The 24,108-nt window shown below is 37.9% G+C and carries 24 protein-coding genes; 14 read left to right on the plus strand and 10 right to left on the minus strand.

Annotation, left to right across the window (positions count from 1 at the left end):
* Positions 1–19: 19 nt before the first annotated feature.
* Positions 20–523: a hypothetical protein gene (locus ACZ5QH_RS13595; protein ID WP_303577805.1), complete on the minus strand. Its 504-nt coding sequence runs from the start codon at positions 521–523 to the stop codon at positions 20–22.
* A 266-nt stretch (positions 524–789) separates the two neighbouring features.
* On the opposite strand from ACZ5QH_RS13595, the gene rpsF reads away from it, so the two are divergent.
* The 4 genes from rpsF (at position 790) to dnaB (ending at position 3,537) form a co-directional block, all read left to right on the plus strand.
* A complete protein-coding gene (gene rpsF / locus ACZ5QH_RS13600) occupies positions 790–1,176 on the plus strand; it encodes a 30S ribosomal protein S6 (RefSeq protein WP_004719337.1) in 387 nt (128 codons plus the stop codon).
* 11 nt (positions 1,177–1,187) lie between these two features.
* Positions 1,188–1,415, plus strand: a complete 228-nt coding sequence (rpsR, locus tag ACZ5QH_RS13605) for a 30S ribosomal protein S18 (protein ID WP_004719336.1) — start codon at positions 1,188–1,190, stop codon at positions 1,413–1,415.
* A 9-nt stretch (positions 1,416–1,424) separates the two neighbouring features.
* Entirely contained in the window at positions 1,425–1,871 is a 447-nt protein-coding gene (gene rplI / locus ACZ5QH_RS13610) for a 50S ribosomal protein L9 (RefSeq protein ID WP_004719333.1), read from the plus strand.
* 220 nt (positions 1,872–2,091) lie between these two features.
* Complete coding sequence (gene dnaB / locus ACZ5QH_RS13615) at positions 2,092–3,537, plus strand: replicative DNA helicase (protein ID WP_004719332.1); 1,446 nt, start codon at positions 2,092–2,094, stop codon at positions 3,535–3,537.
* A 57-nt stretch (positions 3,538–3,594) separates the two neighbouring features.
* Here the strand turns inward: dnaB and ACZ5QH_RS13620 are convergent, their stop codons facing one another.
* Positions 3,595–4,017, minus strand: coding sequence for a DUF4259 domain-containing protein (locus ACZ5QH_RS13620; RefSeq protein WP_004719330.1), 423 nt, complete (start codon positions 4,015–4,017; stop codon positions 3,595–3,597).
* Between the two features lie 283 nt (positions 4,018–4,300).
* Here ACZ5QH_RS13620 and alr point away from each other — a divergent pair, with 283 nt between their 5' ends.
* Complete coding sequence (alr, locus tag ACZ5QH_RS13625; RefSeq protein WP_262086408.1) at positions 4,301–5,374, plus strand: alanine racemase; 1,074 nt, start codon at positions 4,301–4,303, stop codon at positions 5,372–5,374.
* A 66-nt stretch (positions 5,375–5,440) separates the two neighbouring features.
* Here the strand turns inward: alr and ACZ5QH_RS13630 are convergent, their stop codons facing one another.
* From ACZ5QH_RS13630 to ACZ5QH_RS13650, 5 genes are all read right to left on the minus strand, one after another.
* Positions 5,441–5,869: a BLUF domain-containing protein gene (locus tag ACZ5QH_RS13630; RefSeq protein ID WP_166782271.1), complete on the minus strand. Its 429-nt coding sequence runs from the start codon at positions 5,867–5,869 to the stop codon at positions 5,441–5,443.
* A gap of 330 nt (positions 5,870–6,199) precedes the next feature.
* Entirely contained in the window at positions 6,200–6,934 is a 735-nt protein-coding gene (locus ACZ5QH_RS13635; RefSeq protein WP_004822453.1) for a proteasome-type protease, read from the minus strand.
* Between the two features lie 73 nt (positions 6,935–7,007).
* Positions 7,008–7,787 (minus strand): transglutaminase family protein, encoded by a 780-nt coding sequence (locus ACZ5QH_RS13640; RefSeq protein ID WP_004822455.1) that lies wholly within the window; start codon positions 7,785–7,787, stop codon positions 7,008–7,010.
* Entirely contained in the window at positions 7,784–8,392 is a 609-nt protein-coding gene (locus ACZ5QH_RS13645; RefSeq protein WP_004822456.1) for an alpha-E domain-containing protein, read from the minus strand. The genes ACZ5QH_RS13640 and ACZ5QH_RS13645 overlap by 4 nt, the downstream gene beginning before the upstream one ends.
* 38 nt (positions 8,393–8,430) lie before the next feature.
* Complete coding sequence (locus tag ACZ5QH_RS13650; RefSeq protein ID WP_303577804.1) at positions 8,431–10,032, minus strand: circularly permuted type 2 ATP-grasp protein; 1,602 nt, start codon at positions 10,030–10,032, stop codon at positions 8,431–8,433.
* 310 nt (positions 10,033–10,342) lie between these two features.
* On the opposite strand from ACZ5QH_RS13650, the gene ACZ5QH_RS13655 reads away from it, so the two are divergent.
* Positions 10,343–11,338 carry a helix-turn-helix transcriptional regulator gene (locus ACZ5QH_RS13655; protein WP_004719313.1) on the plus strand — a complete coding sequence of 332 codons (996 nt, stop codon included), beginning with the start codon at positions 10,343–10,345 and terminating at the stop codon, positions 11,336–11,338.
* A 423-nt stretch (positions 11,339–11,761) separates the two neighbouring features.
* The gene (locus tag ACZ5QH_RS13660; protein WP_034613405.1) at positions 11,762–12,718 is read left to right on the plus strand and encodes a hypothetical protein; all 957 of its coding nucleotides are present in this window, start codon (positions 11,762–11,764) and stop codon (positions 12,716–12,718) included.
* A 61-nt stretch (positions 12,719–12,779) separates the two neighbouring features.
* Here the strand turns inward: ACZ5QH_RS13660 and ACZ5QH_RS13665 are convergent, their stop codons facing one another.
* Together ACZ5QH_RS13665 and mnmG are read right to left on the minus strand one after the other, a co-directional pair.
* Entirely contained in the window at positions 12,780–13,718 is a 939-nt protein-coding gene (locus ACZ5QH_RS13665) for an ADP-ribosylglycohydrolase family protein (protein ID WP_303577803.1), read from the minus strand.
* A 124-nt stretch (positions 13,719–13,842) separates the two neighbouring features.
* Positions 13,843–15,723: a tRNA uridine-5-carboxymethylaminomethyl(34) synthesis enzyme MnmG gene (mnmG, locus tag ACZ5QH_RS13670; RefSeq protein WP_004719311.1), complete on the minus strand. Its 1,881-nt coding sequence runs from the start codon at positions 15,721–15,723 to the stop codon at positions 13,843–13,845.
* A gap of 259 nt (positions 15,724–15,982) precedes the next feature.
* Between mnmG and ACZ5QH_RS13675 the strand changes: the two genes are divergently transcribed.
* The 7 genes from ACZ5QH_RS13675 (at position 15,983) to purD (ending at position 23,265) form a co-directional block, all read left to right on the plus strand.
* Positions 15,983–16,405 carry a hypothetical protein gene (locus ACZ5QH_RS13675; RefSeq protein WP_004719309.1) on the plus strand — a complete coding sequence of 141 codons (423 nt, stop codon included), beginning with the start codon at positions 15,983–15,985 and terminating at the stop codon, positions 16,403–16,405.
* Between the two features lie 330 nt (positions 16,406–16,735).
* Complete coding sequence (locus tag ACZ5QH_RS13680; protein ID WP_004822467.1) at positions 16,736–17,611, plus strand: bile acid:sodium symporter family protein; 876 nt, start codon at positions 16,736–16,738, stop codon at positions 17,609–17,611.
* Between the two features lie 127 nt (positions 17,612–17,738).
* Positions 17,739–18,641: a 50S ribosomal protein L11 methyltransferase gene (gene prmA / locus ACZ5QH_RS13685; RefSeq protein ID WP_303577802.1), complete on the plus strand. Its 903-nt coding sequence runs from the start codon at positions 17,739–17,741 to the stop codon at positions 18,639–18,641.
* 21 nt (positions 18,642–18,662) lie between these two features.
* Positions 18,663–19,523, plus strand: a complete 861-nt coding sequence (locus tag ACZ5QH_RS13690) for a zinc-ribbon and DUF3426 domain-containing protein (protein WP_303577801.1) — start codon at positions 18,663–18,665, stop codon at positions 19,521–19,523.
* A 375-nt stretch (positions 19,524–19,898) separates the two neighbouring features.
* On the plus strand, positions 19,899–20,168 hold the full coding sequence (gene fis / locus ACZ5QH_RS13695; RefSeq protein WP_001086304.1) for a DNA-binding transcriptional regulator Fis: 270 nt from the start codon (positions 19,899–19,901) through the stop codon (positions 20,166–20,168).
* 94 nt (positions 20,169–20,262) lie between these two features.
* Positions 20,263–21,837, plus strand: a complete 1,575-nt coding sequence (gene purH, locus ACZ5QH_RS13700; protein WP_303577800.1) for a bifunctional phosphoribosylaminoimidazolecarboxamide formyltransferase/IMP cyclohydrolase — start codon at positions 20,263–20,265, stop codon at positions 21,835–21,837.
* Positions 21,838–21,981: 144 nt separating this feature from the next.
* Entirely contained in the window at positions 21,982–23,265 is a 1,284-nt protein-coding gene (gene purD / locus ACZ5QH_RS13705; RefSeq protein WP_239045386.1) for a phosphoribosylamine--glycine ligase, read from the plus strand.
* A gap of 93 nt (positions 23,266–23,358) precedes the next feature.
* On the opposite strand, the gene ACZ5QH_RS13710 is transcribed toward purD, so the two are convergent.
* Positions 23,359–24,021, minus strand: coding sequence for an RBBP9/YdeN family alpha/beta hydrolase (locus tag ACZ5QH_RS13710; protein WP_303577799.1), 663 nt, complete (start codon positions 24,019–24,021; stop codon positions 23,359–23,361).
* Positions 24,022–24,108: the final 87 nt, after the last annotated feature.

Raw genomic sequence — 24,108 nt, forward strand, 5'->3', positions numbered from 1 at the left:
TTCTAATTGAGTGACCCAATTAACTTCCAAAAAAAACAGAATCATGCTCAAACCGAGCAAATAACGCATCCATTTTTCCCGCATATTTCATATCCAGTTGATGCCATAATTTTTTCGGAAGTGGAATAAATTCTAATGTGTCGGAACCATCAGAAGCTTTACAGAAACGGATTTCATACTCAGGTTGTAAAATTTCATTGAGTGCCCGTAGTGTGGTATCACGATCAGCACCTTCTCCTTGATAAGGAATCAATAATGATTTTTCACCATAATAAATTGTGATGCTAAAACCTTGTTGATTATCAGCATTTTCAAGTTCAGCAGACAATTGTCCAGTTTCTAAAATATTTTCACAATAGCCAATAATTGCATCATCCTCTTCTCTCCAATCCACCACCATGACAATGTCATAACGACCATCAAAAATATCAAAGTAGAAGTCTTGTGTAGGGTTTTCAATATAAGATTCAATTGTTTCAAGTTTTTCAAGTTTTTCAAGTTTTTCAGCGCTGTAGTTTGTCATTTTAGCGATCCATATTTTTATTCATTTTCAATCTAAATAGGTACAAGATGAAATTCAATCTCGGGGCTGTAAAATTTTAGTGGTTATTCCAATAAATATTTGAATATTAAATTGTGTTTACGCACAAACTTTCCTATAATAAGCGCTCGCAATTTTTGCGGCACAATCTATTGGCTTTTAAACTGTTGTTTAAAGTTTATGCTGATTGTGACTCCTTGCTTCAATCTTTTTAAGGTTGGGGCTGTATAAACCGTAAGGAGCTGACAATGCGTCACTACGAAATCGTAATTCTGGTACACCCAGACCAAAGCGATCAAGTTGTGGGAATGGTAGAACGCTACATTTCTCACATCAAAGATGCTGAAGGTCAAATTCACCGTCTTGAAGATTGGGGCCGTCGCCAATTGGCTTACCCAATTAACAAAATCCATAAAGCGCATTACATTTTAATGAACATTGAATGTAACCAAACTACGCTTAATGAATTAGAAGAATTGTTCCGTTATAACGATGCAATCCTTCGTAACGTGATTATCCGTCGTGAAAACGCAATCACTGAAGAATCTTTACTCGCTAAGAGTGCTGAAGAAAAACGTGCGCGTAAAGCTCAACGTGAAGAAGCACAACAAGCTCAAGATTCTGTTGAAGCATAAGGAGAACATCAATGGCACGTTTTTACCGTCGTCGCAAGTTCTGCCGCTTTACAGCTGAGAACGTTACGTACATCGACTACAAAGATATCGACACTTTAAAACAGTACATCACTGAAAACGGCAAGATTGTTCCTAGCCGTATTACAGGTACTAAAGCTCGTTACCAACGTCAATTAGCGCTTGCTATCAAACAAGCTCGCTACTTAGCGTTGATTCCTTACACTGACAATCATAAGTGAGGTTGAGCCGTGGATATTATTTTATTACAACGCATTAAAAACCTTGGTAAATTAGGCGATAAAGTTTCAGTTAAAGCTGGTTATGGCCGTAACTACCTTATCCCTCAAGGTAAAGCAGTTGCAGCGACTGAAGCGAATACTGCTGCATTTGAAGCTCGTCGTGCAGAACTTGAGAAAGGTGAAGCTGAAGTTTTAGCTGCTGCTCAAGCACGTGCTGACCAATTGAACGAAGTAAACATCGTTATCACTGCGAAAGCTGGTGATGAAGGTAAATTATTCGGTTCAATCGGTACTCGTGATATCGCTGACGCGTTAACAAATGCTGGTCTTGTTGTTGACCGTGCTGAAGTTCGTTTACCGAACGGTGCACTTCGTCACACTGGCGAATTTAACATCGCAATCCAATTGCATCATGATGTTACTGCTGAAGTTCTCGTTACTATCGTATCTGAGTAATTTCTTGCAGAAAAAAAGAGCATACTTTTGTATGCTCTTTTTTTATCTTTAAATTTTACCTCGGATCAGCTGAAATTGTTTCTAGTTGATTCATTCCCCTACCTTATCGGTATTACTGTTAGATACTTTTAGTATTTTGCATTAAGATAAGTGAGTACTTCAGTACACACGTACATTACGTAAATAATGTTTTTGCACGATTTAAAAATCAAGGTTTTATATGTCTCAGGCAACTGCCACAGCTCAACAGAATCCCTTCAGCACTGATGCAAAAAACAAAGACAATGCTCAGTTAAAAGAGTTTCGTACGCCTCCTCATAACTTGGCAATTGAACAAGCTGTACTGGCTGCATTGATGACGGTTGCTGAGTCTTTTGAACAAGTCAGTGATACTTTGAATGAAACTGATTTTTATGCAACACGTCACAAATATATCTTCCGTGCAATCGAAAAACTGGCACAAGAAAACTCTCCATATGATGCAGTTTTAGTCAACGATTGGCTGATTAAGCAAAACTTGCTTGATGCAATTGGTGGTGAAGAATATTTAATGCAATTGATGTCAGATTCACCTTCAAGTTTCTATAACCTAGAAACCTATGCGGGCAAAATCAAAGAATTTTCAACGTTAAGAAGCATGATTAAAGTGGGCAATGAAATCCTGCAAAATGCTTATGACACCAAAGGTCGTGAAGTCAGTGAAATTCTAGATCTTGCTGAAACCAATATTTTCTCTATTGCAGAACAACATAATAATAATGCCAAAGCACAAGGGCCAAAAGCCATTACCTCAGTTGTAGCAGACGTTTTTGATAAGTTAAATGAACTTTCTCAAATGGAAGGCAATATCACTGGTTTAACCACAGGTTTTATGGAGTTAGACAATAAAACCTCTGGTATGCAAGCTGGTGATATGATCATTGTTGCTGCACGTCCGTCGATGGGTAAAACAACCTTTGCCATGAACCTTGTAGAAAGTGTGTTATTTAACTGTGATCTTCCAGCACTGGTTTTCTCTATGGAGATGCCAGCAGACTCTATCGCCATGCGTCTCATTTCAGCATACGGTAAAGTCCATCAAGGGCATTTACGTTCGGGTAAACTTGACGGCGATGAATGGTCTAAAGTCACAGGAACCATTTTACAGCTACAAGAAAAACATCTTTATATTGATGATTCATCTGCACTGCCACCAACGGAACTTCGGGCACGTGCACGACGTATTGCCAAACAACATGGCGGCAAGCTGGGTTGTATCATGATCGATTATCTACAATTGATGAAAGTGCCAGGCATGGGTGATAACCGTGTCGGTGAGATTGGTGAAATTTCACGAAGCTTAAAAGCCCTTGCCAAGGAAATGATGTGCCCTGTTATTGCACTATCACAGCTTAACCGTTCTCTGGAAAACCGCCCAAATAAACGTCCGGTAATGTCCGACTTACGTGAATCAGGTGCAATCGAGCAGGATGCCGATTTAATTATGTTTATTTACCGTGATGAGGTTTATAACAAAGAGTCAAAAGAAGCAGGCACAGCTGAAATTATCATTGGTAAACAACGTAATGGCCCGATCGGGACTGTGCGTTTAGCCTTTGAAGGTCAATACACGCGCTTTAGTAATCTATCGCCTGAGTATTATGCGCAATATCAAGATGAAGAATAATGCTGATCAATAGATTTAGCATCATTTAACACTGCTGTTGAGGTGAGATTTTAATCTTCAAATCTTGGAACTTAAAGTCTCTCTCAACGTTTCAATATTTTTAGTCCATTCATCATAATCATCTGAATCTTGCCAAAGCTCATCCAATTCAGAGTTTTCACTGGTCAATAATAATAATGCAGTCAAGGCTTTGGGAATAAGCGCATAATTAACATTGTTTTTATTCTGTTCAAGCCATTTTTCTACAGGTTCAGGATAATATTCATTTTCTTCAATCCCTTCACCAAATGATTTAGCTAAAACATCTGCTGCAGCATGCGCAATACAACCAATATCGGCATCGATAAACTCTTCGGTTGCCATATCAATCATTTCATCAAAAGCTTGTTCAATGACAACATGCCCATCTTGCTCTTCAAACTCATAGGCCCAATCACTTGCAGTATCATTTCCAAATGGTTCATGTGACCATGTTCCCATACACCCTCCGAAATAAATCCTTAAATTTAAATATAAAATGTACGATTTTATTTAAAAAATAAAGTGCTATATCTTTACAAATTATGTGCAAAGCACTTGGCAAAAATTTTATCGATACAAAATCAATAAACCATTCAAAACACAAATGTTTATGTTTATTTAAAGCTGATAGGACTACAATATTTAGCGTTTTAAAGCTGCACTTTTTTTAAAGTTAGGCTTTTATCTCTATTTATGCGATTTAGCATTATTCAATCTTTGCCATTCCTCAGGAGTAACTAGGGTGCGTCAAGCAACAGTTTATATTGACAGTGCAGCACTGCAATATAATTTAAACCGAGTCAAACAACTTGCACCAAGCGCTAAAATTGTCAGTATGGTTAAAGCCAATGCATATGGACATGGCGTCAAGGACTGTTTAGCCGCCTTAAATGCGACTGATGCCTTTGGTGTCGCCTGCCTTGCTGAAGCCTTAGAGATTCGAGCATTAGGCTATCAACAACCGATTACTCTCATCGAAGGTATTTTCAGCGCTGATGAAATGATTAGTGTTCTTGAAAATAACCTTGAAATCGTTGTACATCATCAGCCACAATTGGCATGGTTACGTGCACATAAAAAACAATATATCGACAAAGGTTTAAAAGTCTGGGTAAAACTCAATAGCGGTATGAACCGATTGGGTTTTAAGGTGGCTGAAATTATTGAAGTGATTCAATCACTCAAAGCAGAAGGCTTTACCTGTGTGCTGACCATGCATTTTGCCAATGCGGATGCGGATCATCACCCGTTAAATGAACAACAGAAAGATCAATTCTTACAGGTAAAAGCTGCTTGTGAACCGATCTTAGCTTCATGCTGCAATTCTGCTGCTATTTTTAAATGGCCTGAACTGAATTTTGATTTTGTACGTCCAGGTATCATGCTTTACGGCGCGTCTCCCTTTGCAGATCGAAGCGTTGCTGAGTTAGACATTAAACCTGTCATGAGCTTTACCGCTGAAATCATTGCACTCAATCATATTCAAGCAGGTGAATCTGTAGGTTATGGCTCTACATTTGTCTCCAAAAATGAAATGGATATCGCCATTGTTTCAATAGGTTATGGGGATGGTTATCCGCGTGCTTTTCCTCAACAAAACTATGTCAGCATCAATGGTCAAATGACTGCGATCATTGGTCGTGTCGCAATGGATATGATCGCAATTGATGTCACTGGCTTAGATGCACCGCTAGGTACAGTCGTTGAACTGTGGGGCAAAGATCGTTTGGTTGATGATGTGGCTGCTGCCAATGGTACGATCGGTTATGAGTTACTCTGCCGTATGAGTGCTCGCCCTATCCGTAAAAAACTTTAAACACGCGTTCTCGATTCAAGATGAAAATCCAAGCCATCGCTTGGATTTTTTAAGAGTTTTCAGATTTCAGACAAATTCTTCTGGCTGTTCAATCTCATAGAGTAGTTTAAGTAATGTCGGGATATCCTGTTCATCTAAACTTAATGGGCGAAAATGGTTATAGCCCTTACTCTCGAAGTATTGTTGAATTTTGCCATTTCGTCTCACGTATTTCATAGACCACTGTGAAAAATGCCCTTGCTCAACATGGCCTGCTCTAAACAGCTTGATCTGATGATGTCTTGGATCTTTATGCAATTTTTCCAATACATGTAAGATAATCACTTCCTCACCTTCTAGGCATTGAAAAAAATGCTCATCTGCAAAATACAGAACGCCTTGAACTTGATGAAGTATATTAAAATCTCTCGCTTCACCTAAAATATCTCTTAAATCATTGAGTATTTGATGATGGGGTGAAGTTGTTTTACTTGCATAGCATAATTGAAAAGTCATGTAATTCTTCTATTTTTAACTTTCATTATTTATAAACAATTATTTGCGATCATACAAGTCTTAACATTTTATTATTTAATTGTTTATCATTTTTTTATTCGGATTGCTTTACAGTACATAAATAGCAACCGTGCTCTTTAATTTTTTTAATTTAAAACAGTGATTTAATATATATTCATTAAAAACACAAAGTAAATCATGATCCACCTAGTCAATTGTCTCGATATAAATTTTAGAATAAAAGAAACATAAAATTGAATTTATGCGACCTCTTTATAATTTTTAATATAAAAAAAGCGAGATTAAACTCGCTTTAAAGCACATAGAGTATTATTCAAAATAATCATTGGTCGGTTTAGGTAAATCTTGCAAACCTTTCTTTAAAGTTTCAGACCATTGTTTGCTGATGTGTTGAAAATAAGGATCACTGTCGTTAATTCGCTTGCCTTTTGGTACCTCTAGGCTGTCTTTAAGATAAATCATCGCATCTAATGGCATACCAACAGATACATTTGAACGTAAAGTCGAATCAAATGAAATTAAACTACAACGTAACGCTTCATCTAAAGGCATATCATAACTTAAGGCACGATCTAAAATTGGTTTACCATATTTACTTTCACCAATTTGGAAATAAGGCGTGTCACTGGTTGCAGAAATAAAATTACCTTGCGGATAAATATTATAAAGCTGCATTTCCTCTCCACTGATCTGACCACCAACCAACAAACTACAATAATAATTACTTTGCTCTTGAGTATCTTCAGTGACATCTGCAATGACTTTGCGTAGGGTTTGCCCAACCAATCCTGCAACCTCGAACATCGTATTCACGCTATACAAATTGGGTTCTTGCTTAAGTGCCAAATGATTTTCTAAATGTCCAATCACCGCTTGTGTCGTTGCAAGGTTGCCAGAAGTTTGAATACAAATAAAGCGTTCGCCTTTTACCCCAAACGTATAAAGTTTTCGATATACAGAAATGTGATCGACTCCAGCATTGGTTCGGGTATCACTAATAAATACTAAACCTTGTTTGAGTCTTAAAGCACAGCAATACGTCATGAAACTACCTATACAACTAAATTTGAGATTAATCACATTCTGCAATTATTCACACTATTTACCATTGCCACCACTAACATGCAAGCACTTGAACAATAGAGTACATGGTTTCAGTGCCACCTTGCTCTCTTACTCCACGAACGGGTGCAACATCCCAATAGTCGCGTCCAATCGCCACATAGACATGTGATTCTGGGCGGAATAATTGATTACTGACATCAATAACATGCCATTTACCGTCTAAAAATACCTCTGTCCAAGCATGACTTGCCAAATGCGATTGATTATTTACATATAAGTAACCAGAAACGTAGCGAGCTGGTACCCCCAATGCTTTGGCCATCGCAATCAAGACATGACTATGATCTTGACATACCCCTTGCCGTGCTGAAAAAGACTCCATTGCGGTATGCGTTACTGTGGTACTTGCGCTGATATAAGGCATATGTTGCAACAAAGCTTCTGCTAATTTTTGGAAATTCGCCCAACGCTTATGCGTTATATACTGTTCAGCAAAAGCAATCATTTCTGTATTGCACAAGGTTGCAGTGGTTGGCTGTAAAAAAACCACAGGCGATACCTGATCTTCGATACCAAATTGATTGTCTACATTAATATCGACAATCCCCTGCGCCATAATGGACATTTGTTGATAAGGCTCAATTTGCGAACTGGTCAACCAGACATTATCAAAAGCATCTTTTTTAATGTGTTTTTCACCGGGAACACTGACATGCCAACCCGTCACCTGTTGATGCAAATTAGACTGTGGTGTCATCTTGATATACTGAATACTATTTTTTGCCCATTCAGAATATTGGTAATGCGTTTGGTGATTAATCATCAGTTTCATAAGCGATCCAATTCAAATAATGAGTCAATATGGTCACTAAAATGATAATAATTCATACGGTCTGGTTGGTTTTTTAGTTCTTCCCAAACTTCAGGCAAACTACACATACCATGTTGATCTAAACGATCAATCAAATGATTCAATTGTGTCAAAGTCACTGATTTATCTTGATTCAGACGTAATTGACGATCAAATTGTTCCATTTTTTGCCCTAAGCTAAAAAATAGAAACAATAATTCATCATCTTCTGCTTCTAATACATCATTACACTCTTCACAAACATCACAAATAAAACCAGCATTTTGCTCTGCCTGTTGTAATAACTGATTTAATTCGGCAAAGGACTGTGCTGAAATCACCCCACGTAAATCATGAATATTATTTTTGGCACATAAAAAATGCTGATGAAATGATGCAGGTTGCTCATTGTCTAAAATCAATTCATTTAAAGAACTTGCATCAAATGCGGGTAAACAAAAAGCATGTGCATAATCTAAAGCCAATTCATTGGTTTTAAATGGAAATTGACTACACAAATATTGAATACGGGTTAAATAGCGCCCTAACCAAAATATATTCTGTGCATTGGTACTGAGTAAAATCATGTTTGCTCTCCTTTGGCTGGGATTATTTGAAGGTGGGGCTAAATTGAATATTCATCAATTACCCATGTATCCTTAATTCCACCACCTTGTGATGAGTTGACCACCAGTGAACCTTGTTGCATCGCAACACGAGTCAAGCCACCTGGAACAATTTCTATGCGTTCTGGTGAGCTGAGAATAAATGGTCGTAAATCAATATGACGTTCAGCAATTCCTTGGGAAGTTAGTGTTGGTGCAACAGATAAATTTAAGGTGGGTTGAGCGATATACGCAGAGGGTGAAGCCATTAACTTCATTTTAAATAGGTCAATTTCTTGTTCAGTTGCTTTAGGACCGATGAGCATCCCGTAACCACCTGAACCTTGAGCCTCTTTTACCACCAATTGATCCAGATTTGCCAAAACATAATCCAAAGCTTCAGCTTCACGGCATTGATACGTCGGTACATTGGACAAAATTGGTTTTTCATTTAAATAATAAGCAATCATTTGATCCACATAGGGATAAATCGACTTATCATCTGCAACGCCTGTACCAGGTGCATTGGCAATCACCACATTTCCGCTTAAATAAGCAGACATCAACCCTGCAACACCTAAAGTGCTATCAGGTCTAAAGCTTAATGGGTCTAAAAAACCATCATCCAAACGCCTATAAATTACATCAACCTGTTGACGTCCACGGATAGTTTTCACATAAACCTTGTCGTTTTCAACAAAAAGATCACGTGATGTCACCAATGGCACACCCATTTCCCTTGCTAAAAATGAATGTTCATAATAAGCACTGTTATAACGTCCTGGTGTTAAAACCACGATTGTTGGGCAATCTACTTTTGAATTTTCAGCCAAAACGTCCCGCAACAATTGTGGATACAACTCAATATTGGCAACGTGTTGATTGCATAATTCAGGCATAAGTTTTTGACTCATCTTACGACTTTCAAGCATATAGGACACACCTGAAGGCGTACGTAGATTATCTTCTAAGACAAAAAACTCACCTTTGCAGTCCCGAACAATATCAATTCCACTGATTTGACTGTAAATATTTCCATTCAAGCGATGATTCATCATCACTGGTTGATAAGCTTCATGAGAAAGCACTTGTACTGCTGGGATTAAACCTTCTTTTAAAATATTTTGTTGATTATAGATATCCGCTAAAAATAGGTTTAAGGCTTGAATACGTTGTGTACAGCCTGCTGCAACCTTGTTCCACTGTTGCTTGGCAATCACACGTGGGATTAAATCAAATGGTATGGTGCGATCAATTCCAGATTTTTCACCATAAACTGCAAAAGTAATTCCTTGATATAAAAAATGCGCTTTGGCTGTTTCATTGAGTTTTTCAAGTTGGTAAATGCTGTGTTGAGATAACCAATCTTCGATTTTTTCAGCAGTTTCGGGCGAAAGAACCTGATCATCCGTCATTTCATTAAAAAAAACCGAATTCATCTGTTTAAGTAAATGATGTGAGGCTTGTTGTGCATCGATATTTAGATTGATGGTCTGTTGAATATTTCCTATCTGTTGTTGATTCGTCGTTTCAGTTTTTTCTTCTGCCTCAGCAATTGGCAAAGCGAAGCGATCTGCATAATTCTCATTGCTTGAATTTGTATCTATGGTTTCTTTTAGCATACAAACCTCTTTTTATCTTCTCTAATGGCTTCTTTAATAATGCAATATCAATGCCAAAATATTATTAAATCGCCATATCCTGTATTCTTCACCTGTACAATTAAATCTTTCTGGCTCAGTTTTATTAATTCATTGTTTGCTATTGCACTCAATGTGAGTTTTGATCGAACTTGTTTCAAAATTTTTTAGCTAATATTTTCAACACCTAAGCGACTAGTCACAGGATATAACTTGCAGAATCAGTTTTAATTTTCTATTGTGTAGCTGATTTATTTCCCTTAAACATTCACGATTCCATTGATACCAAACCATGTCTGCACAAGAAAAAGAAACTTCCAATAGCCTCTATCGCCAATGGCAAATCCTGTCCCGACTCTCTACGGGGAAGTGGATGGGCACACGTGAATTACAAGAAGTTTTAGAACGTGAAGGGATCGAAATCAGTTTACGTACGATTCAGCGTGATCTAAATCAGATTGCTCAACGCTTTCCGATCGAGAGTAACAAAACCGTACCACAAGGCTGGCGTTGGCGTTCAGATGCCCCGATTCAAAGTCTGCCGCATATGACCAGCTCGCAAGCAGTCACGTTTATGATGGTTGAAGAACATTTAAAACACCTGCTTCCACCGAGTTTAATTGATGAAATGAACCCTTGGTTCGATTTGGCACGGCGTAGCCTTTCTACGCAGAACAATGTTCGACAATGGATTAACCGTGTTCGAATTGTGCCTGCAAGCCAACCAGTAATCCCTCCTCTGGTGGAAAGACATGCACAGCAAGCCATTTATGAAGGACTACTACAAGATAAACAAATTGAATGTGTCTATCGTGCACGTGGTTATCAGGGTGAAGAGAAAACTTATACTCTAAATCCTTTAGGTTTGGTTCAAAAAGGTGCAATTATCTATTTGATTTGTACGCGTCATGACAAGACAGAAGTTCAAACCTTTGCATTACACCGTTTTAAATCTGCAACTGTTTTAGATTTACGTGCTTTACACCCAGTCAAATTCGATATTGATGAATATATCGATTCTGGTGCGCTGGGCTTTAGAGTCGACTTTTCTCGACCGACCGAAAATGTTGAATTAAAATTAGTTATGCACGAAGATGATGCACAATACTTTACGGAGAGCCAACTCAGTAAAGAGCAAAAAGTTGAACAACTGAATGAAGAACTGTATCAAGTCAGTGCTGTGGTTCCATTTACCTCACAACTGGTATGGTGGTTAAGAAGTTTTGGTAAAAAGATTGTCCGAATTGAGCCTGTTGAAGTGTTTAATGCGGTACATGAAATTGAATAATCTATCGACTTCATCCAAGCGAAAACAATCAAAATAAAAAGAGCCTTTCGGCTCTTTGATTTATTGTTTTGATTGTTGTTTTTAAATTTTATTGTTTTTGCGCTGATATAAAACCCATGTCACATTTTTACATGTCCACAAGACATGGGATTTATTGGAGTATGTTAAACATCACATGTTACAGCACGCAAGTTCAGCACTATTGTAGCGGATTGATTTCATTGTCATGGTGTTCACCTCTCGTTTGAATGTAAATTGACTATAGCGATGATTTTGCAAACTGAAAAATAATTAAAACTGCTTTGTTTTTCATCAATTCTGTTTAGGAGTTATTTTTATAAAGTTAGATTGGATCTGTTTATTAAATCTGTTAAACACACTACACTTGATTAAAAATCAAAAGTAACCAATGAGAAATATTCAATGATTAAAAAAATGCTTATATTATCAATAACAAGTTTGTACTTAACAGGTTGTGGTGGTGGAAATGATTCCAATAATAACAATTCACCGTCTGAGCAACTCCCGCCAAATAAAGTTGAAAGCCAGTTACTCATTACTAAAGATAATCAAATTACTTCATTACAAGCAAATGTTGAAACTCAAGACCAAACGAAGCCATTATATAGAGTAATGCAAAGCTTTGAAGCTCCAAATCTGAATGAAGTAGGCACTTATGAACTAAGTTACAATTATTATGAATTTCAATTCAATGCAAAAAATCAATTGAATGAAAACCACAGCTATATAGTTGGCGTACTTTTTGATAAACAAGATCTCACTAAAGAACCTGAAATTACTCGATTAATGGATGTTACCTCCATAACGAATCCTATTGAATATATCTGTTATTCTTATAGAACTGGTTGTAAGAATATAACAATGTCAATCGATCCAAATTCAGGAAGTAGTTATGCTACATTCAACAACACGTTGTTATATAATGAAGATACTTCAGAGAAAATAGAAATTAAACTCAATGGAAAAATTTCAGGTACCTTATCCAAACCACCTATAAAAATTCAAAATATTGAAAAAACTGATATAAAAAATAATATTGTGCTATATAACACCCTAAATAACAGCTCAACCAACTTTAATGGAAAACATTTTAAAATCTCTTTTACAAATCATAATATCATTGAGTTTTGGTCAAGCTCTTTGAGCCCATTTGATAACTTATATATAAAAACCATTGATAATCAGGCTACTGAATCACACTTTAATATTTATTCAAATATTGTCCCATCACCCAAAGTAAAAGCAGACTCTTTAAAAAACATCCAATTTAATCCAAAAACGTTTACATTTAACTTTAGTAAAGTAAAACTAGATGGCGTATTAAAAGATGATTACTTAGATGGCCAAGTTGGCCTGTAGAATTTATAAAATCAAAGGGTCATCATTAAGATTTTCCTTTGATTTACATAAATATTTGCCTTTAAGCTGGCACATTGGAGAGTAGTTTGGTCAATAAGGGTTCAACTAAATCTTTAGCTCTGAGCTGCGCTAACCATGATTCTGGAATTGAATCAAAACCAAAATATAATCCAGCGATTCCTCCTGCGACACAAGCCGTTGTATCTGTATCTCGACCAAATGCAATGGCTGTTTTAATGACATCTTGATATGTTGTTTGTTTTAATGCATATCTAGCCGATTTTAAACAATCAACCACATAACCACTGCCTGTTCCCTTTTCCAATTCATCAGGTCGAATATAATATTCTAGTTGTTCTAGATCATCTGGCTTATCTTTTAAATAAGCACGTAATTTTGTCACTGCATCAGACCAAGCAGCTGCAATATCCAAACCATTTAATATAGACCTTGCCCATAAACAATATAAAGCACAGCAAACTTTAGAACGTAAATGCGCATGTGTGACATGTGATTGCGCATAAGCATCTTCAATCAACTGTATATCTGAACCTTGATGCAAAATTGCTAGAGGTAATACCCGCATCAATGAACCATTGCCATTTGCAAGTACATCATTATTTGCAACCTGTAATAATGGCACACCAGACAGATAGTTTCTTATGGCTTCAGCAGTTTGTACTCCAACATCAAATACTTGAAAATCCACAGCCATATAACCACATTGATACCAGTTGCATATACGTTTCATAAAATCTTCTGTATCCATTTTATTTTTATAAAGTAATGAATCCAAAAGGCATAAAGCTTGTGCGCCATCATCTGACCATGTCCCTACTGGAATATGAGGATAGGTCTTTGCAAAATTATTCGGTGGGAGCATTTCAATTTGGTCATAGGCTGGTAACTGCTCAGCTAAGAGAAATTCATATGATACCCCTACAGCATCACCTACTAACAAACCATAGATTGCACCTTTTAATTGATCTTGTTTTGTCATGTTTTACTCTAAAACCTATTTACTTTTTATATTGTCATAATGACAATATATTTTCAATAAAAATTCCCCTTTGTCATAGACAATAAAAAACCCGCATATAGCGGGTTTCTTACAATTCAAAATCTTAAGCTGATTTTCTCGCTTGGTTATTTTTACGAATTGTAATCATCACCAATTGAACGGCAGCAGGTGTTACACCCGGAATACGGCTGGCTTGTGCCAATGTTTCAGGTAATACATTTTTCAGTTTCATGGTGATTTCACGAGAAAGCCCTGAAACGATATCATAATCAAAATCAGCTGGAATTTTGGTATCTTCCAAACGCTTCATTTGCGCAACATCTTCTTGCTGACGATTGATATAACCTTCGTATTTCACAGCAATTTCAATCTGCTCACCAACAAATGCAGATACTTCAGAACCAGTTAATTCAGCAATTTGTGCAAAGTTGATATTTGGGCGTTTAAGTAAATCGATTGCAGAACATTCTTTAGAAAGATCAGCACCTGTCAATTCAACGAATTTTTTACCCATTGGATTGTTCGGTGCAGCCCAAAGGTGTTGTAAACGACCTGTTTCTTTTTCGACTGCTTCCATTTTTTCACAATAAGAAGCCCAACGCTCATCATCAACCAAGCCCATTTCACGGCCAATTGCTGTTAAACGTTGATCAGCATTATCTTCACGAAGCATCAAACGGTATTCTGCACGAGAGGTAAACATACGGTACGGTTCTTTGGTACCTAAGGTAATCAAATCGTCGACCAAAACGCCCATATACGCTTCATCACGTTTAGGCGTCCATTGCTCTTGATCCCACGCACGACGTGCAGCATTTAAGCCCGCCAATAAACCTTGTGCACCAGCTTCTTCATAACCTGTTGTACCGTTAATTTGACCTGCAAAATACAAGTTATTAATCGATTTGGTTTCAAGTGAGAATTTCAAAGACTGCGGATTGAAATAATCATATTCAATTGCATAGCCTGGACGAAGAATGTGTGCATTCTCCATACCACGGATAGAGCGTACCAACTCAAACTGCACATCAAATGGTAAAGATGTTGAAATACCATTTGGATAAAGCTCGTGTGTATCCAAGCCTTCTGGCTCAAGGAATACCTGATGCGAATCTTTATCTGCAAATTTATGAATTTTATCCTCAATCGATGGGCAATAACGTGGACCTACACCTTCAATCACCCCGGTATACATCGGCGAACGGTCTAAACCACCACGAATAATCTCATGAGTACGCGCATTGGTATGCGTGATATAGCAATTAACTTGCTCAGGATGCATCGAAGCATCCCCCATAAATGACATGGTTGGTGATGGGAAATCACCCGGTTGTGGAATCATCACAGAAAAATCGACAGAACGTGCATCAATACGTGGTGGTGTACCAGTTTTTAGACGACCTACTGGCAAGTTTAATTCACGTAAACGAGCTGCTAACGAAATTGATGGTGGATCGCCTGCTCGTCCACCTGACGAATTATTTAGCCCAACGTGAATCACGCCACCTAAGAATGTACCTGTGGTTAACACCACAGTTTTCGCATCAAAGCGAATACCCATTTGGGTCACTACACCTTTAACCGTATCGCCTTCAACAATTAAGTCATCTGCAGATTGTTGAAAAATATCTAAATTGGCTTGATTTTCAAGTGTATGACGAATCGCGGCTTTATAACGGATACGGTCAGCTTGTGCACGAGTTGCACGTACAGCTGCGCCTTTACGCGAGTTCAAAATACGAAATTGAATACCGCCCTTGTCTGCAGCCAATGCCATTGCACCACCTAAGGCGTCAATTTCGCGAACAAGGTGAGATTTACCAATACCACCAATGGCTGGGTTACAGCTCATCTGCCCTAAAGTCTCAATGTTATGAGTCAAAAGCAGAGTCTGTCGACCCATACGCGCCGCAGCCAGTGCCGCTTCCGTACCTGCGTGACCGCCACCGATAACAATGACATCGTAAACTTTAGGATAATGCATAGTGATAAATGAGAGATAAAAGAATGACAGGAAATTATAGCAAAATTTTACTTCTAGTTTTAGGCAGTTTTACAAATATTATTTCCTTCAATCATGCGTATGAACGATTAAACATCTCTTATACATAGGCAACATAAATTGACACTTCGTTTCATGACTGCCCTACAAATAGAATTTAACTTATCAAAAACTCACGATACGATAGACAATACACGGACAAATTATTTTTTTCGAGACTTTATATATAAGGAATATCATGATGAAAAATACCATGTCTAAAGTAATTACAGCATCTTTACTCAGTTGTGTTGCATTTAGTTTTGCCCATGCTGCTGATGAAAACACCAGCAAAGCCGAAGTGAAAAAGCAAATTCAGGTATGTGCCAAGAAAAAACAAGGTGACTGGGTCACCTACGCCAACAAAGGTGTAACTTTTAACGGTACATGTGAACCAAATGAAAATGGTAAATTACAATTTAGCTTCCCAGCACCTGCAGGTGGCAACCCAACTGCCGCTGCTGCAGCACCTGAACCAGCGATTGAAAACCGCCCAGCTGTAGAACAATCTGCTCCAGCGAGTGCCGATGCACCAGCAACAAATGATGCATCACAAGCAGAACAACCTGCAATGGAGCAACCGAGTCAAGCCGCTCCAAGCGAAGATCCGATCCAAGCACAATAATCTGCTTAAGCTTAGACATATGCTTTTATAAATACTTGCTTTTATAAATAGCATGGATGAGCAAAAAAGGTGTTCCATTAAAAAATGGAGCACCTTTTTTATTTCAAGTCTGCGCGTAGACTTGATTAATATCAGTATCCATATAGTTTTACGTCTACGATGAATCAATTGTTATTCGGCCTAATGCTATATATTTAAAACACATATTTTCAAGAAGATTTCTGAGTCATAGATTTCATTTTTCAATTTGATACCTTTCGATTACACTCAAATCGAGTATGGAATATTCACATATTGAATTGATGTAAAAACAACAAAAAGGATGAAACTATGGATTCAGGGATAATTACCATAATGCTTCCCCTCGCCCTCGCCATTATTATGATTGGACTCGGTTTAGAACTTACTCCAAAAGATTTTGCGCGAGTTTCTAAACACCCTAAAGCTGTATTGATTGCGTTATTCTGTCAATTGGTACTGTTGGTCGGTATTGCTTTTATCATTTGTAAAGTGCTTGCACTCCCGCCTTTGCTTGCCGTTGGTTTAATGTTGCTTGCAGCCTCACCTGGAGGAAGTACCGCCAATCTATTTAGTTATTTATTTAAAGGTGATATTGCACTTAATATTACCTTAACTGCAATTAACTCAGTCATTGCTGCCTTTACCTTGCCTTTGATCGTAAACTTTTCGATTCAATATTTTATGAATGATGGGCAACAAATCACCATGCAGTTCAGTAAAATACTGCAAGTCTTTGCAATTATTTTAATTCCTGTATGTATCGGCATGCTCATTCGACATTATGCGCCACACTTTACTGAAAAATTAAGTAAACCTTTAAGAATTTTCTCAGTGGTGTTTTTGATTCTCATTATTATTGGGGCAATCACCAAAGAACGTGCACATATCATGGAATACCTGACTCAAGTCGGCCTAGCCACGGTGATTTTCTGTATTTGCAGTTTGGTTATTGGCTACTTTGTTCCAAGATTACTCGGTATTAATAGTGCTCAAGCACGCGCATGTGCATTCGAGATCGGCATTCATAATAGTACCTTAGCCATGACAATTGCTTTAACTGTCATCGCAAATTCTACTGTCGCAATGCCTGCCGCGGTTTACTCAATCTTTATGTATATTTTCGCTGCTATTTTTGGTGCCTTAATTTCAAGACATGCAGCAACTGAAACTGAACCTGCGATATAAAGCCATCATGTGCCTCAACTAAAATGGATGCTTAAGCATCCATTTTTTATTTTGCTACTGAATATAAGCGTAACTTCCCAGTTTCGGCTACAATACTGCCTTTAAGAAAACGATTTAGGTCTTTGCCGTGAAGTGGTTACAAATTCATATTACTGTAGAACAAGCTCAAGTTGATTTTACTGAAACCTTGTTAAGTTCTTTAGGCGCAGTCAGCGTGACATTAGATGATGCTGAAAACCAAGACTTGCTTGAACCACTCCCTGGCGAAACTCCGCTATGGAATAAAGTGATTGTTACAGGAATCTACGCGCAAGAAGAAGGCGAAGACATTGATGTAACAGCACTAGAAACATTCATTCGCACCCAACTCCCAACTGAACCGATGCGTAGTGAATTTCTTGAAGACCAAGTATGGGAACGTTCTTGGATGGATTACTATGAACCAATTCAAATTGGTGAAAAGTATTGGATCGTACCTGAATGGTTAGAACCACCAGAAGCGGATGCAGTCAATATCAAACTTGATCCAGGCTTAGCATTTGGTACGGGTAACCATGCATCTACTTTCCTTTGTCTACAATGGTTAGGCAAAACCGATGTTAAAGATAAAGTGGTGATTGATTATGGTTGTGGTTCAGGCATCCTCGGTGTTGCAGCACTGCTTTTAGGTGCAAAGAAAGTCTATGCAACAGATATCGATCCACAAGCCGTCTTAGCAACCAAACAAAATGCTGAGCTGAATGGTGTTCTTGAAAATCTTTATGTTGGATTACCTGAAGAGTTCAATGCAGAATTTAAAAACCAACAGGCTGATATTTTAGTTGCAAATATTCTGGCAGGCCCACTTATGTCTCTTGCTAAAGAATTCTCAACTTTGATTAAATCTGAGGGAGAGTTCGCACTTGCTGGCGTAATTGAAGAGCAAGTTACTGATGTTTCTAGTATTTATTCTGAATTTTTTGATATAGTAGAAGTCGAGAAACGTGAAGAAACCTGGTGCAGAATTTCTGGGTCGCGTAAGGCTGTTTAATCTATGAAAATATAAATATTTATGACCGAAAAACAAACCCGATGCCCAAATTGTGCTTCAGTTTATAAAGTATCAGTTACGCAACTCACTGTTGCGCAGGGTATGGTTTGTTGTCCGAAATGTTCACATAATTTTAATGCATTAATTCATTTACAAAACAGTCAACCTGCTCAACACAAGATCGATCCTGAGACTGTCGTGCAAAGTCAGGCACAAAACCTCATTACGACGAAACGACAAATCGAAACCAATGTTTTAGATATTTTTAATCGTAAAATTGAAAACTCCAATATTGATTTAAGAACATACTTAAACAATTTGAATTATTTCAACAATGAACCGGTCAATAACATTCCAAGCTTAAACCTATCACAAGGTTTAAATAACCACGGGCAACATTTAGTAAAACCCAAAAGTACGTTTTATTATCTGGCGTGGAGCTTGATCAATCTTGCTCTGCTCAGCATTTTATTATTTCAAATCCTTTGGTTTAATCCAAACTTAACTGATCGTTATCCGTTTTTGAATACTGTCTTTACCCAAACCTGTGCCGTCTTACAGTGTGATACTGTTGATCAACGCTATAAACAAATTGTGATTAGTCATCTTAAAGTTAAAGCACTTGATAGACAGGAGACTCAATTTTCGGGTCAACTCAATAACCAATATTCTAAAAGCTTAGAATTACCCCTCATAAGAGTCACTTTAAAAGCTCAAAATAAAGTCATTGCTACACATGTGATTACACCTGAGCAATATCTGATTGAAAGTTTAGTTGGAATTAAGCGTATTCCTAAAAATAGCCCATATCCTTTTAAATTTGTTGTTACAGAGCCAAGAAAAAGTTTTGATCAGTACCAATTAGACATTATTCACCCTTAAAATTAAAAAAAATTATAAAAAAATGAAAAAAAATGTAGTTTTCTTGCTCATTTTTTCTTAGACAATGGTATCATACGCGCCACGAAAGCTTTGTCCTGCAAACTCCTCGCATTTTTTCAAAAAAAATACTGTTTTGTTATGTGCTTTATATCCAATATCGCGCATGTAGAACATTTTTTTGTTTAAAAGAGTGTTGTAACAAATATTAATCTATTGTTACGCTTATTTTTCACTCAACTCGACGATTTGTGGCAAGCTAATTGTTCTTGTTTTAGAGCCAACCGTTTTAGGATCTAAAACGGAGCTCAGATTTTTTTAGACCACATTTATATATTACTTTACCCAAGTAATATTTTGATTTTCGGATTAACTCGCATGAATAGCAAATCTCCTATTTTTACTGCACAATCTGACGTCGCTCTTCGTATTCACGTAGATCGCGCAGTTCGTCACTATTTTGCACAATTGCAAGGTGAGCAACCATCACAAGTGTACGACATGGTGCTAGCAGAAATGGAGAAACCTCTTTTATCTGTTGTCTTAGAATACACACGCGGGAATCAGACTCGCGCTGCTGAGATTCTCGGACTGAACCGTGGCACTTTACGCAAAAAGTTAAAAGCTCACGGTTTAATGAGTGAATAAATGATAAAATGCTCACGGCTTGCGTGGGCATTTTTTTTAACTATATTTTGCCTACCTGTTCAATCTCTAGACTTAAAAACTGTTGACGAAGATCATGACTATTAAACGCGCTTTAATCTCTGTTTCTGATAAAACCGGGATCGTTGAATTTGCCCAGAACCTTGTTGCTCTTGGGGTGGAAATTTTATCTACTGGCGGTACATATAAGTTGCTTAAAGACAACAATGTGACTGTAGTTGAAGTTTCAGAGCACACAGGCTTCCCAGAAATGATGGATGGTCGTGTAAAAACACTGCATCCTAAAATTCATGGAGGCATTTTGGCTCGTCGTGGTCTAGACGAAGCTGTCATGGCTGAACACAACATCGATGCAATCGATCTTGTTGTCGTAAACCTTTATCCTTTTGCTGCTACTGTTGCTAAACCAGACTGCTCGCTTGCAGATGCAATTGAAAATATTGACATTGGTGGCCCAACAATGGTTCGTGCAGCTGCGAAAAACCATGCTTCTGTGGGGATCATCGTAAATGCAACTGATTATGAAACTGTAATTGCAGAACTTAAAGCGGATGGTGCTTTATCTTATGCGACTCGTTTCGATTTAGCGGTTAAAGCATTTGAACATACTGCCCAGTATGACGGCATGATTGCTTGTTACCTCGGTGCACGTGTTGGTAAAGAAGAAGGTCAAGCTGACAAATTTGCTCGTACTTTCAATACCCAGTTAAATAAAGTACAAGATCTTCGTTATGGTGAAAATCCACATCAATCCGCTGCTTTCTATGTAGAATCGACTGCAACTGAAGCATCAGTTTCAACTGCTAAGCAGTTACAAGGTAAAGAACTTTCTTATAACAATATCGCGGATACAGATGCAGCACTTGAATGTGTCAAATCATTTGCAAAACCAGCGTGTGTCATTGTTAAACATGCAAATCCATGTGGTGTTGCAGTATCGTTAGACGGTCTTAAAGCTGCATACGATCTTGCTTATGCAACTGACCCAGAATCAGCATTTGGTGGCATCATTGCATTTAACCGAGAGTTAGATGTTGTTACAGCTCAAGCAATTGTTGACCGTCAATTTGTTGAAGTGATTATTGCACCAAGTATTGCCGATGGTGTACTTGAAGTGACTGGCGCAAAGAAAAACGTCCGTGTTCTGGTATGTGGCGAACTTCCTAAAATTGATGAACGTGCTTCACAATACGATTATAAACGTGTCAATGGCGGTTTATTGGTTCAAGACCAAGACCTTGGCATGATCACTAAAGATGATCTTAAAGTAGTGACTAAGCGTGCCCCTACTGAAGCAGAAATCGATGATTTAATCTTTGCTTGGAAAGTTGCCAAATACGTTAAATCCAATGCTATCGTTTATGCTAAAGGCCGTCAAACCATTGGTGTCGGTGCTGGTCAAATGAGCCGTGTAAACTCTGCACGTATCGCAGCGATCAAAGCTGAACATGCAGGTTTAGTGGTTGAAGGTGCTGTTATGGCATCTGATGCATTCTTCCCATTCCGTGATGGTATTGATAACGCTGCAAAAGCTGGTATCAAATGTATTATCCAACCGGGTGGTTCAATGCGTGATGAAGAAACAATTGCAGCAGCAGATGAAGCTGGTATTGCAATGGTCTTCACGGGTATGCGTCATTTCCGTCACTAATTCACAATAAATCATTATTTAAAAATCCCCCTAAGTCCCTCTTTTCATAAGAGGGACTTGTCACGAACTACAGGACTCTTTAAATTCGTGATACCCCTTCCTGTATAAAGGGAGGTTGGGAGGGATTAAAAAAGGATACATAAGATGAACATATTAGTTTTGGGTAGTGGTGGTCGTGAACATGCATTGGCATGGAAAATTGCGCAAGACGATCAAGTCACTAAAGTTTTTGTTGCACCAGGAAACGCGGGTACAGCAACTGAACATAAATGTGAAAATGTTGCTTTAGATATTCTCAACAACCCTGCCATTATCGACTTTGCAAAAAATAATGCCGTTGACCTCATTATTGTTGGTCCTGAAGCACCGCTTGTAAATGGTGTGGTCGATGCAGGACGAGCAGCTGGCCTTAAAATTTGGGGACCAACCCAATTTGCAGCACAACTTGAAGGCTCTAAAGCTTTCGCCAAACACTTTTTAAAACGTCATAACATTCCTACAGCATTTTATGATGTATTCACAGAAGTGGATGCAGCCAAAGCATTTGTAGAAAAAAATGGTGCACCAATCGTAATTAAGGCAGATGGCCTTGCTGCAGGTAAAGGCGTCATTGTTGCGATGACCAATCAAGAAGCATTTGATGCAATTGATGACATGCTTGCAGGCAATAAATTTGGTGATGCAGGTTCGCGTGTTGTTATTGAAGAATTCCTTGAGGGTGAGGAAGCATCGTTCATTTGTATGATTGATGGTGACAACATCCTACCTATGGCAACGTCACAAGACCATAAACGTATCTTTGAAGCTGACCAAGGTCCAAATACGGGTGGTATGGGTGCGTATTCCCCTGCACCAGTTGTGACTGCAGATGTTTTTGACAGAGTCATGAAAGAAGTCATGCGTCCAACTGTAGATGGTATGAAGGCTGATGGTCATACTTACACAGGTTTCTTGTATGCTGGTTTGATGATCGATGAGCAAGGGCAACCCCGTGTCATTGAGTTTAACTGCCGTTTTGGTGACCCTGAAACTCAACCGATCATGATGCGCTTAAAATCTTCTTTGGTTGATTTAGTAGAAGCCGGTATTGCCGGTAACTTACCCGCTGAAGCTGCGTGGGATGAGCGTAAAACTGTTGGTATTGTGCTTGCGTCTAAAGGCTATCCTGAAACTTCGAGCAAAGATGACGTGATTTCGGGTTTAGATACCCAAATGACAGATGCGAAAATTTTCCATGCTGGTACTGCAAACAATGCCAATGGCGATGTAGTGACTGCTGGCGGTCGTGTACTTTGCGTAACAGCGTTAGGCAACACAATTGGTGAAGCGCAAGCGAAAGCCTTGGAACTTTGCCAAAAAGTGACTTTTGATGGTGTTCAATATCGTAAAGATATTGGTTACCGTGCAATTGCTCGTGAAAATGCTTAAATCTGATTGAGTTGTAAAACCCGCCTTGGCGGGTTTTTTATTTGGTAAATTTTTAGTGAGTAATGTTCTTCCAGAATAATAAATATAAGTTAATTACCTTGATTGATTTTGTGCTGAATCATTTGAATCACCGACCTCCTCAACACCACCAATGATCATTTGAAGCCAATCTAATAATTGAGGAAATTCCCGATATCCATCACTCGCTAGAAAATGTCCAGCATTGGGAATAATCTCATAAGGAAACTCTAATTTTTCTGCCAACGAGATACTTAAATCAGTTGGAACATATTGATCATTACTCGATATAAACATTTTTCGATTTAATATTTTATTTTTAAAAGAAAAATCCTTATTCGTTTCAGTGATATATGAATCCAGTTGAGGTAGTACTACCAATTTATTCGAAAATCCCGATACACAGACAACACCACCTATCTGTTGAAAATCAGATTCAGACAGGAAATCAAGCAGCGTAATACATCCTAAACTGTGCGCAACAAAAAATGTATGCTGATCAATTTGAGCAATATTATTTTTTAAGGTTTGCTTCCACTGTAAAAGCTTTGGGTTGCTGGAGTTCGGCAATGCGATCTTTACAACTTTAGTATTTTTATCTTGTAAATTTTCCTCAAGATAATTAAACCAATGATCATCTACCTTTGCACCATAACCATGAATGATATAGACATTATTTTGAGCATATGCAGTATTTAGCAATAAAAAACTGTTTAAAAGAAAGATGATTAATTTCATTTATTGATCTCTTTGAGTTAGATAAGATCTGCATGCTAAAGTATGACAGTGGTGTCAATGTCAATCACTGTTTGAATAAAATCCCCC

The organism is Acinetobacter sp. Ac8 (genome assembly GCF_055392545.1).

Bases quoted from the DNA above. Each gene is read 5' to 3' on its own strand.
- dnaB (WP_004719332.1), top strand. From the start codon at position 2,092: ATGTCTCAGGCAACTGCCACAGCTCAACAGAATCCCTTCAGCACTGAT.
- ACZ5QH_RS13690 (WP_303577801.1), top strand. From the start codon at position 18,663: ATGACCGAAAAACAAACCCGATGCCCAAATTGTGCTTCAGTTTATAAA.
- ACZ5QH_RS13635 (WP_004822453.1), bottom strand. From the start codon at position 6,934: ATGACGTATTGCTGTGCTTTAAGACTCAAACAAGGTTTAGTATTTATT.
- mnmG (WP_004719311.1), bottom strand. From the start codon at position 15,723: ATGCATTATCCTAAAGTTTACGATGTCATTGTTATCGGTGGCGGTCAC.
- ACZ5QH_RS13595 (WP_303577805.1), bottom strand. From the start codon at position 523: ATGACAAACTACAGCGCTGAAAAACTTGAAAAACTTGAAAAACTTGAA.
- fis (WP_001086304.1), top strand. From the start codon at position 19,899: ATGAATAGCAAATCTCCTATTTTTACTGCACAATCTGACGTCGCTCTT.
- ACZ5QH_RS13710 (WP_303577799.1), bottom strand. From the start codon at position 24,021: ATGAAATTAATCATCTTTCTTTTAAACAGTTTTTTATTGCTAAATACT.
- ACZ5QH_RS13650 (WP_303577804.1), bottom strand. From the start codon at position 10,032: ATGCTAAAAGAAACCATAGATACAAATTCAAGCAATGAGAATTATGCA.
- purD (WP_239045386.1), top strand. From the start codon at position 21,982: ATGAACATATTAGTTTTGGGTAGTGGTGGTCGTGAACATGCATTGGCA.
- ACZ5QH_RS13645 (WP_004822456.1), bottom strand. From the start codon at position 8,392: ATGATTTTACTCAGTACCAATGCACAGAATATATTTTGGTTAGGGCGC.
- ACZ5QH_RS13680 (WP_004822467.1), top strand. From the start codon at position 16,736: ATGGATTCAGGGATAATTACCATAATGCTTCCCCTCGCCCTCGCCATT.
- ACZ5QH_RS13665 (WP_303577803.1), bottom strand. From the start codon at position 13,718: ATGACAAAACAAGATCAATTAAAAGGTGCAATCTATGGTTTGTTAGTA.
- purH (WP_303577800.1), top strand. From the start codon at position 20,263: ATGACTATTAAACGCGCTTTAATCTCTGTTTCTGATAAAACCGGGATC.
- ACZ5QH_RS13630 (WP_166782271.1), bottom strand. From the start codon at position 5,869: ATGACTTTTCAATTATGCTATGCAAGTAAAACAACTTCACCCCATCAT.
- rpsR (WP_004719336.1), top strand. From the start codon at position 1,188: ATGGCACGTTTTTACCGTCGTCGCAAGTTCTGCCGCTTTACAGCTGAG.
- ACZ5QH_RS13660 (WP_034613405.1), top strand. From the start codon at position 11,762: ATGATTAAAAAAATGCTTATATTATCAATAACAAGTTTGTACTTAACA.
- ACZ5QH_RS13620 (WP_004719330.1), bottom strand. From the start codon at position 4,017: ATGGGAACATGGTCACATGAACCATTTGGAAATGATACTGCAAGTGAT.
- ACZ5QH_RS13640 (WP_004822455.1), bottom strand. From the start codon at position 7,787: ATGAAACTGATGATTAATCACCAAACGCATTACCAATATTCTGAATGG.
- rpsF (WP_004719337.1), top strand. From the start codon at position 790: ATGCGTCACTACGAAATCGTAATTCTGGTACACCCAGACCAAAGCGAT.
- ACZ5QH_RS13675 (WP_004719309.1), top strand. From the start codon at position 15,983: ATGAAAAATACCATGTCTAAAGTAATTACAGCATCTTTACTCAGTTGT.
- ACZ5QH_RS13655 (WP_004719313.1), top strand. From the start codon at position 10,343: ATGTCTGCACAAGAAAAAGAAACTTCCAATAGCCTCTATCGCCAATGG.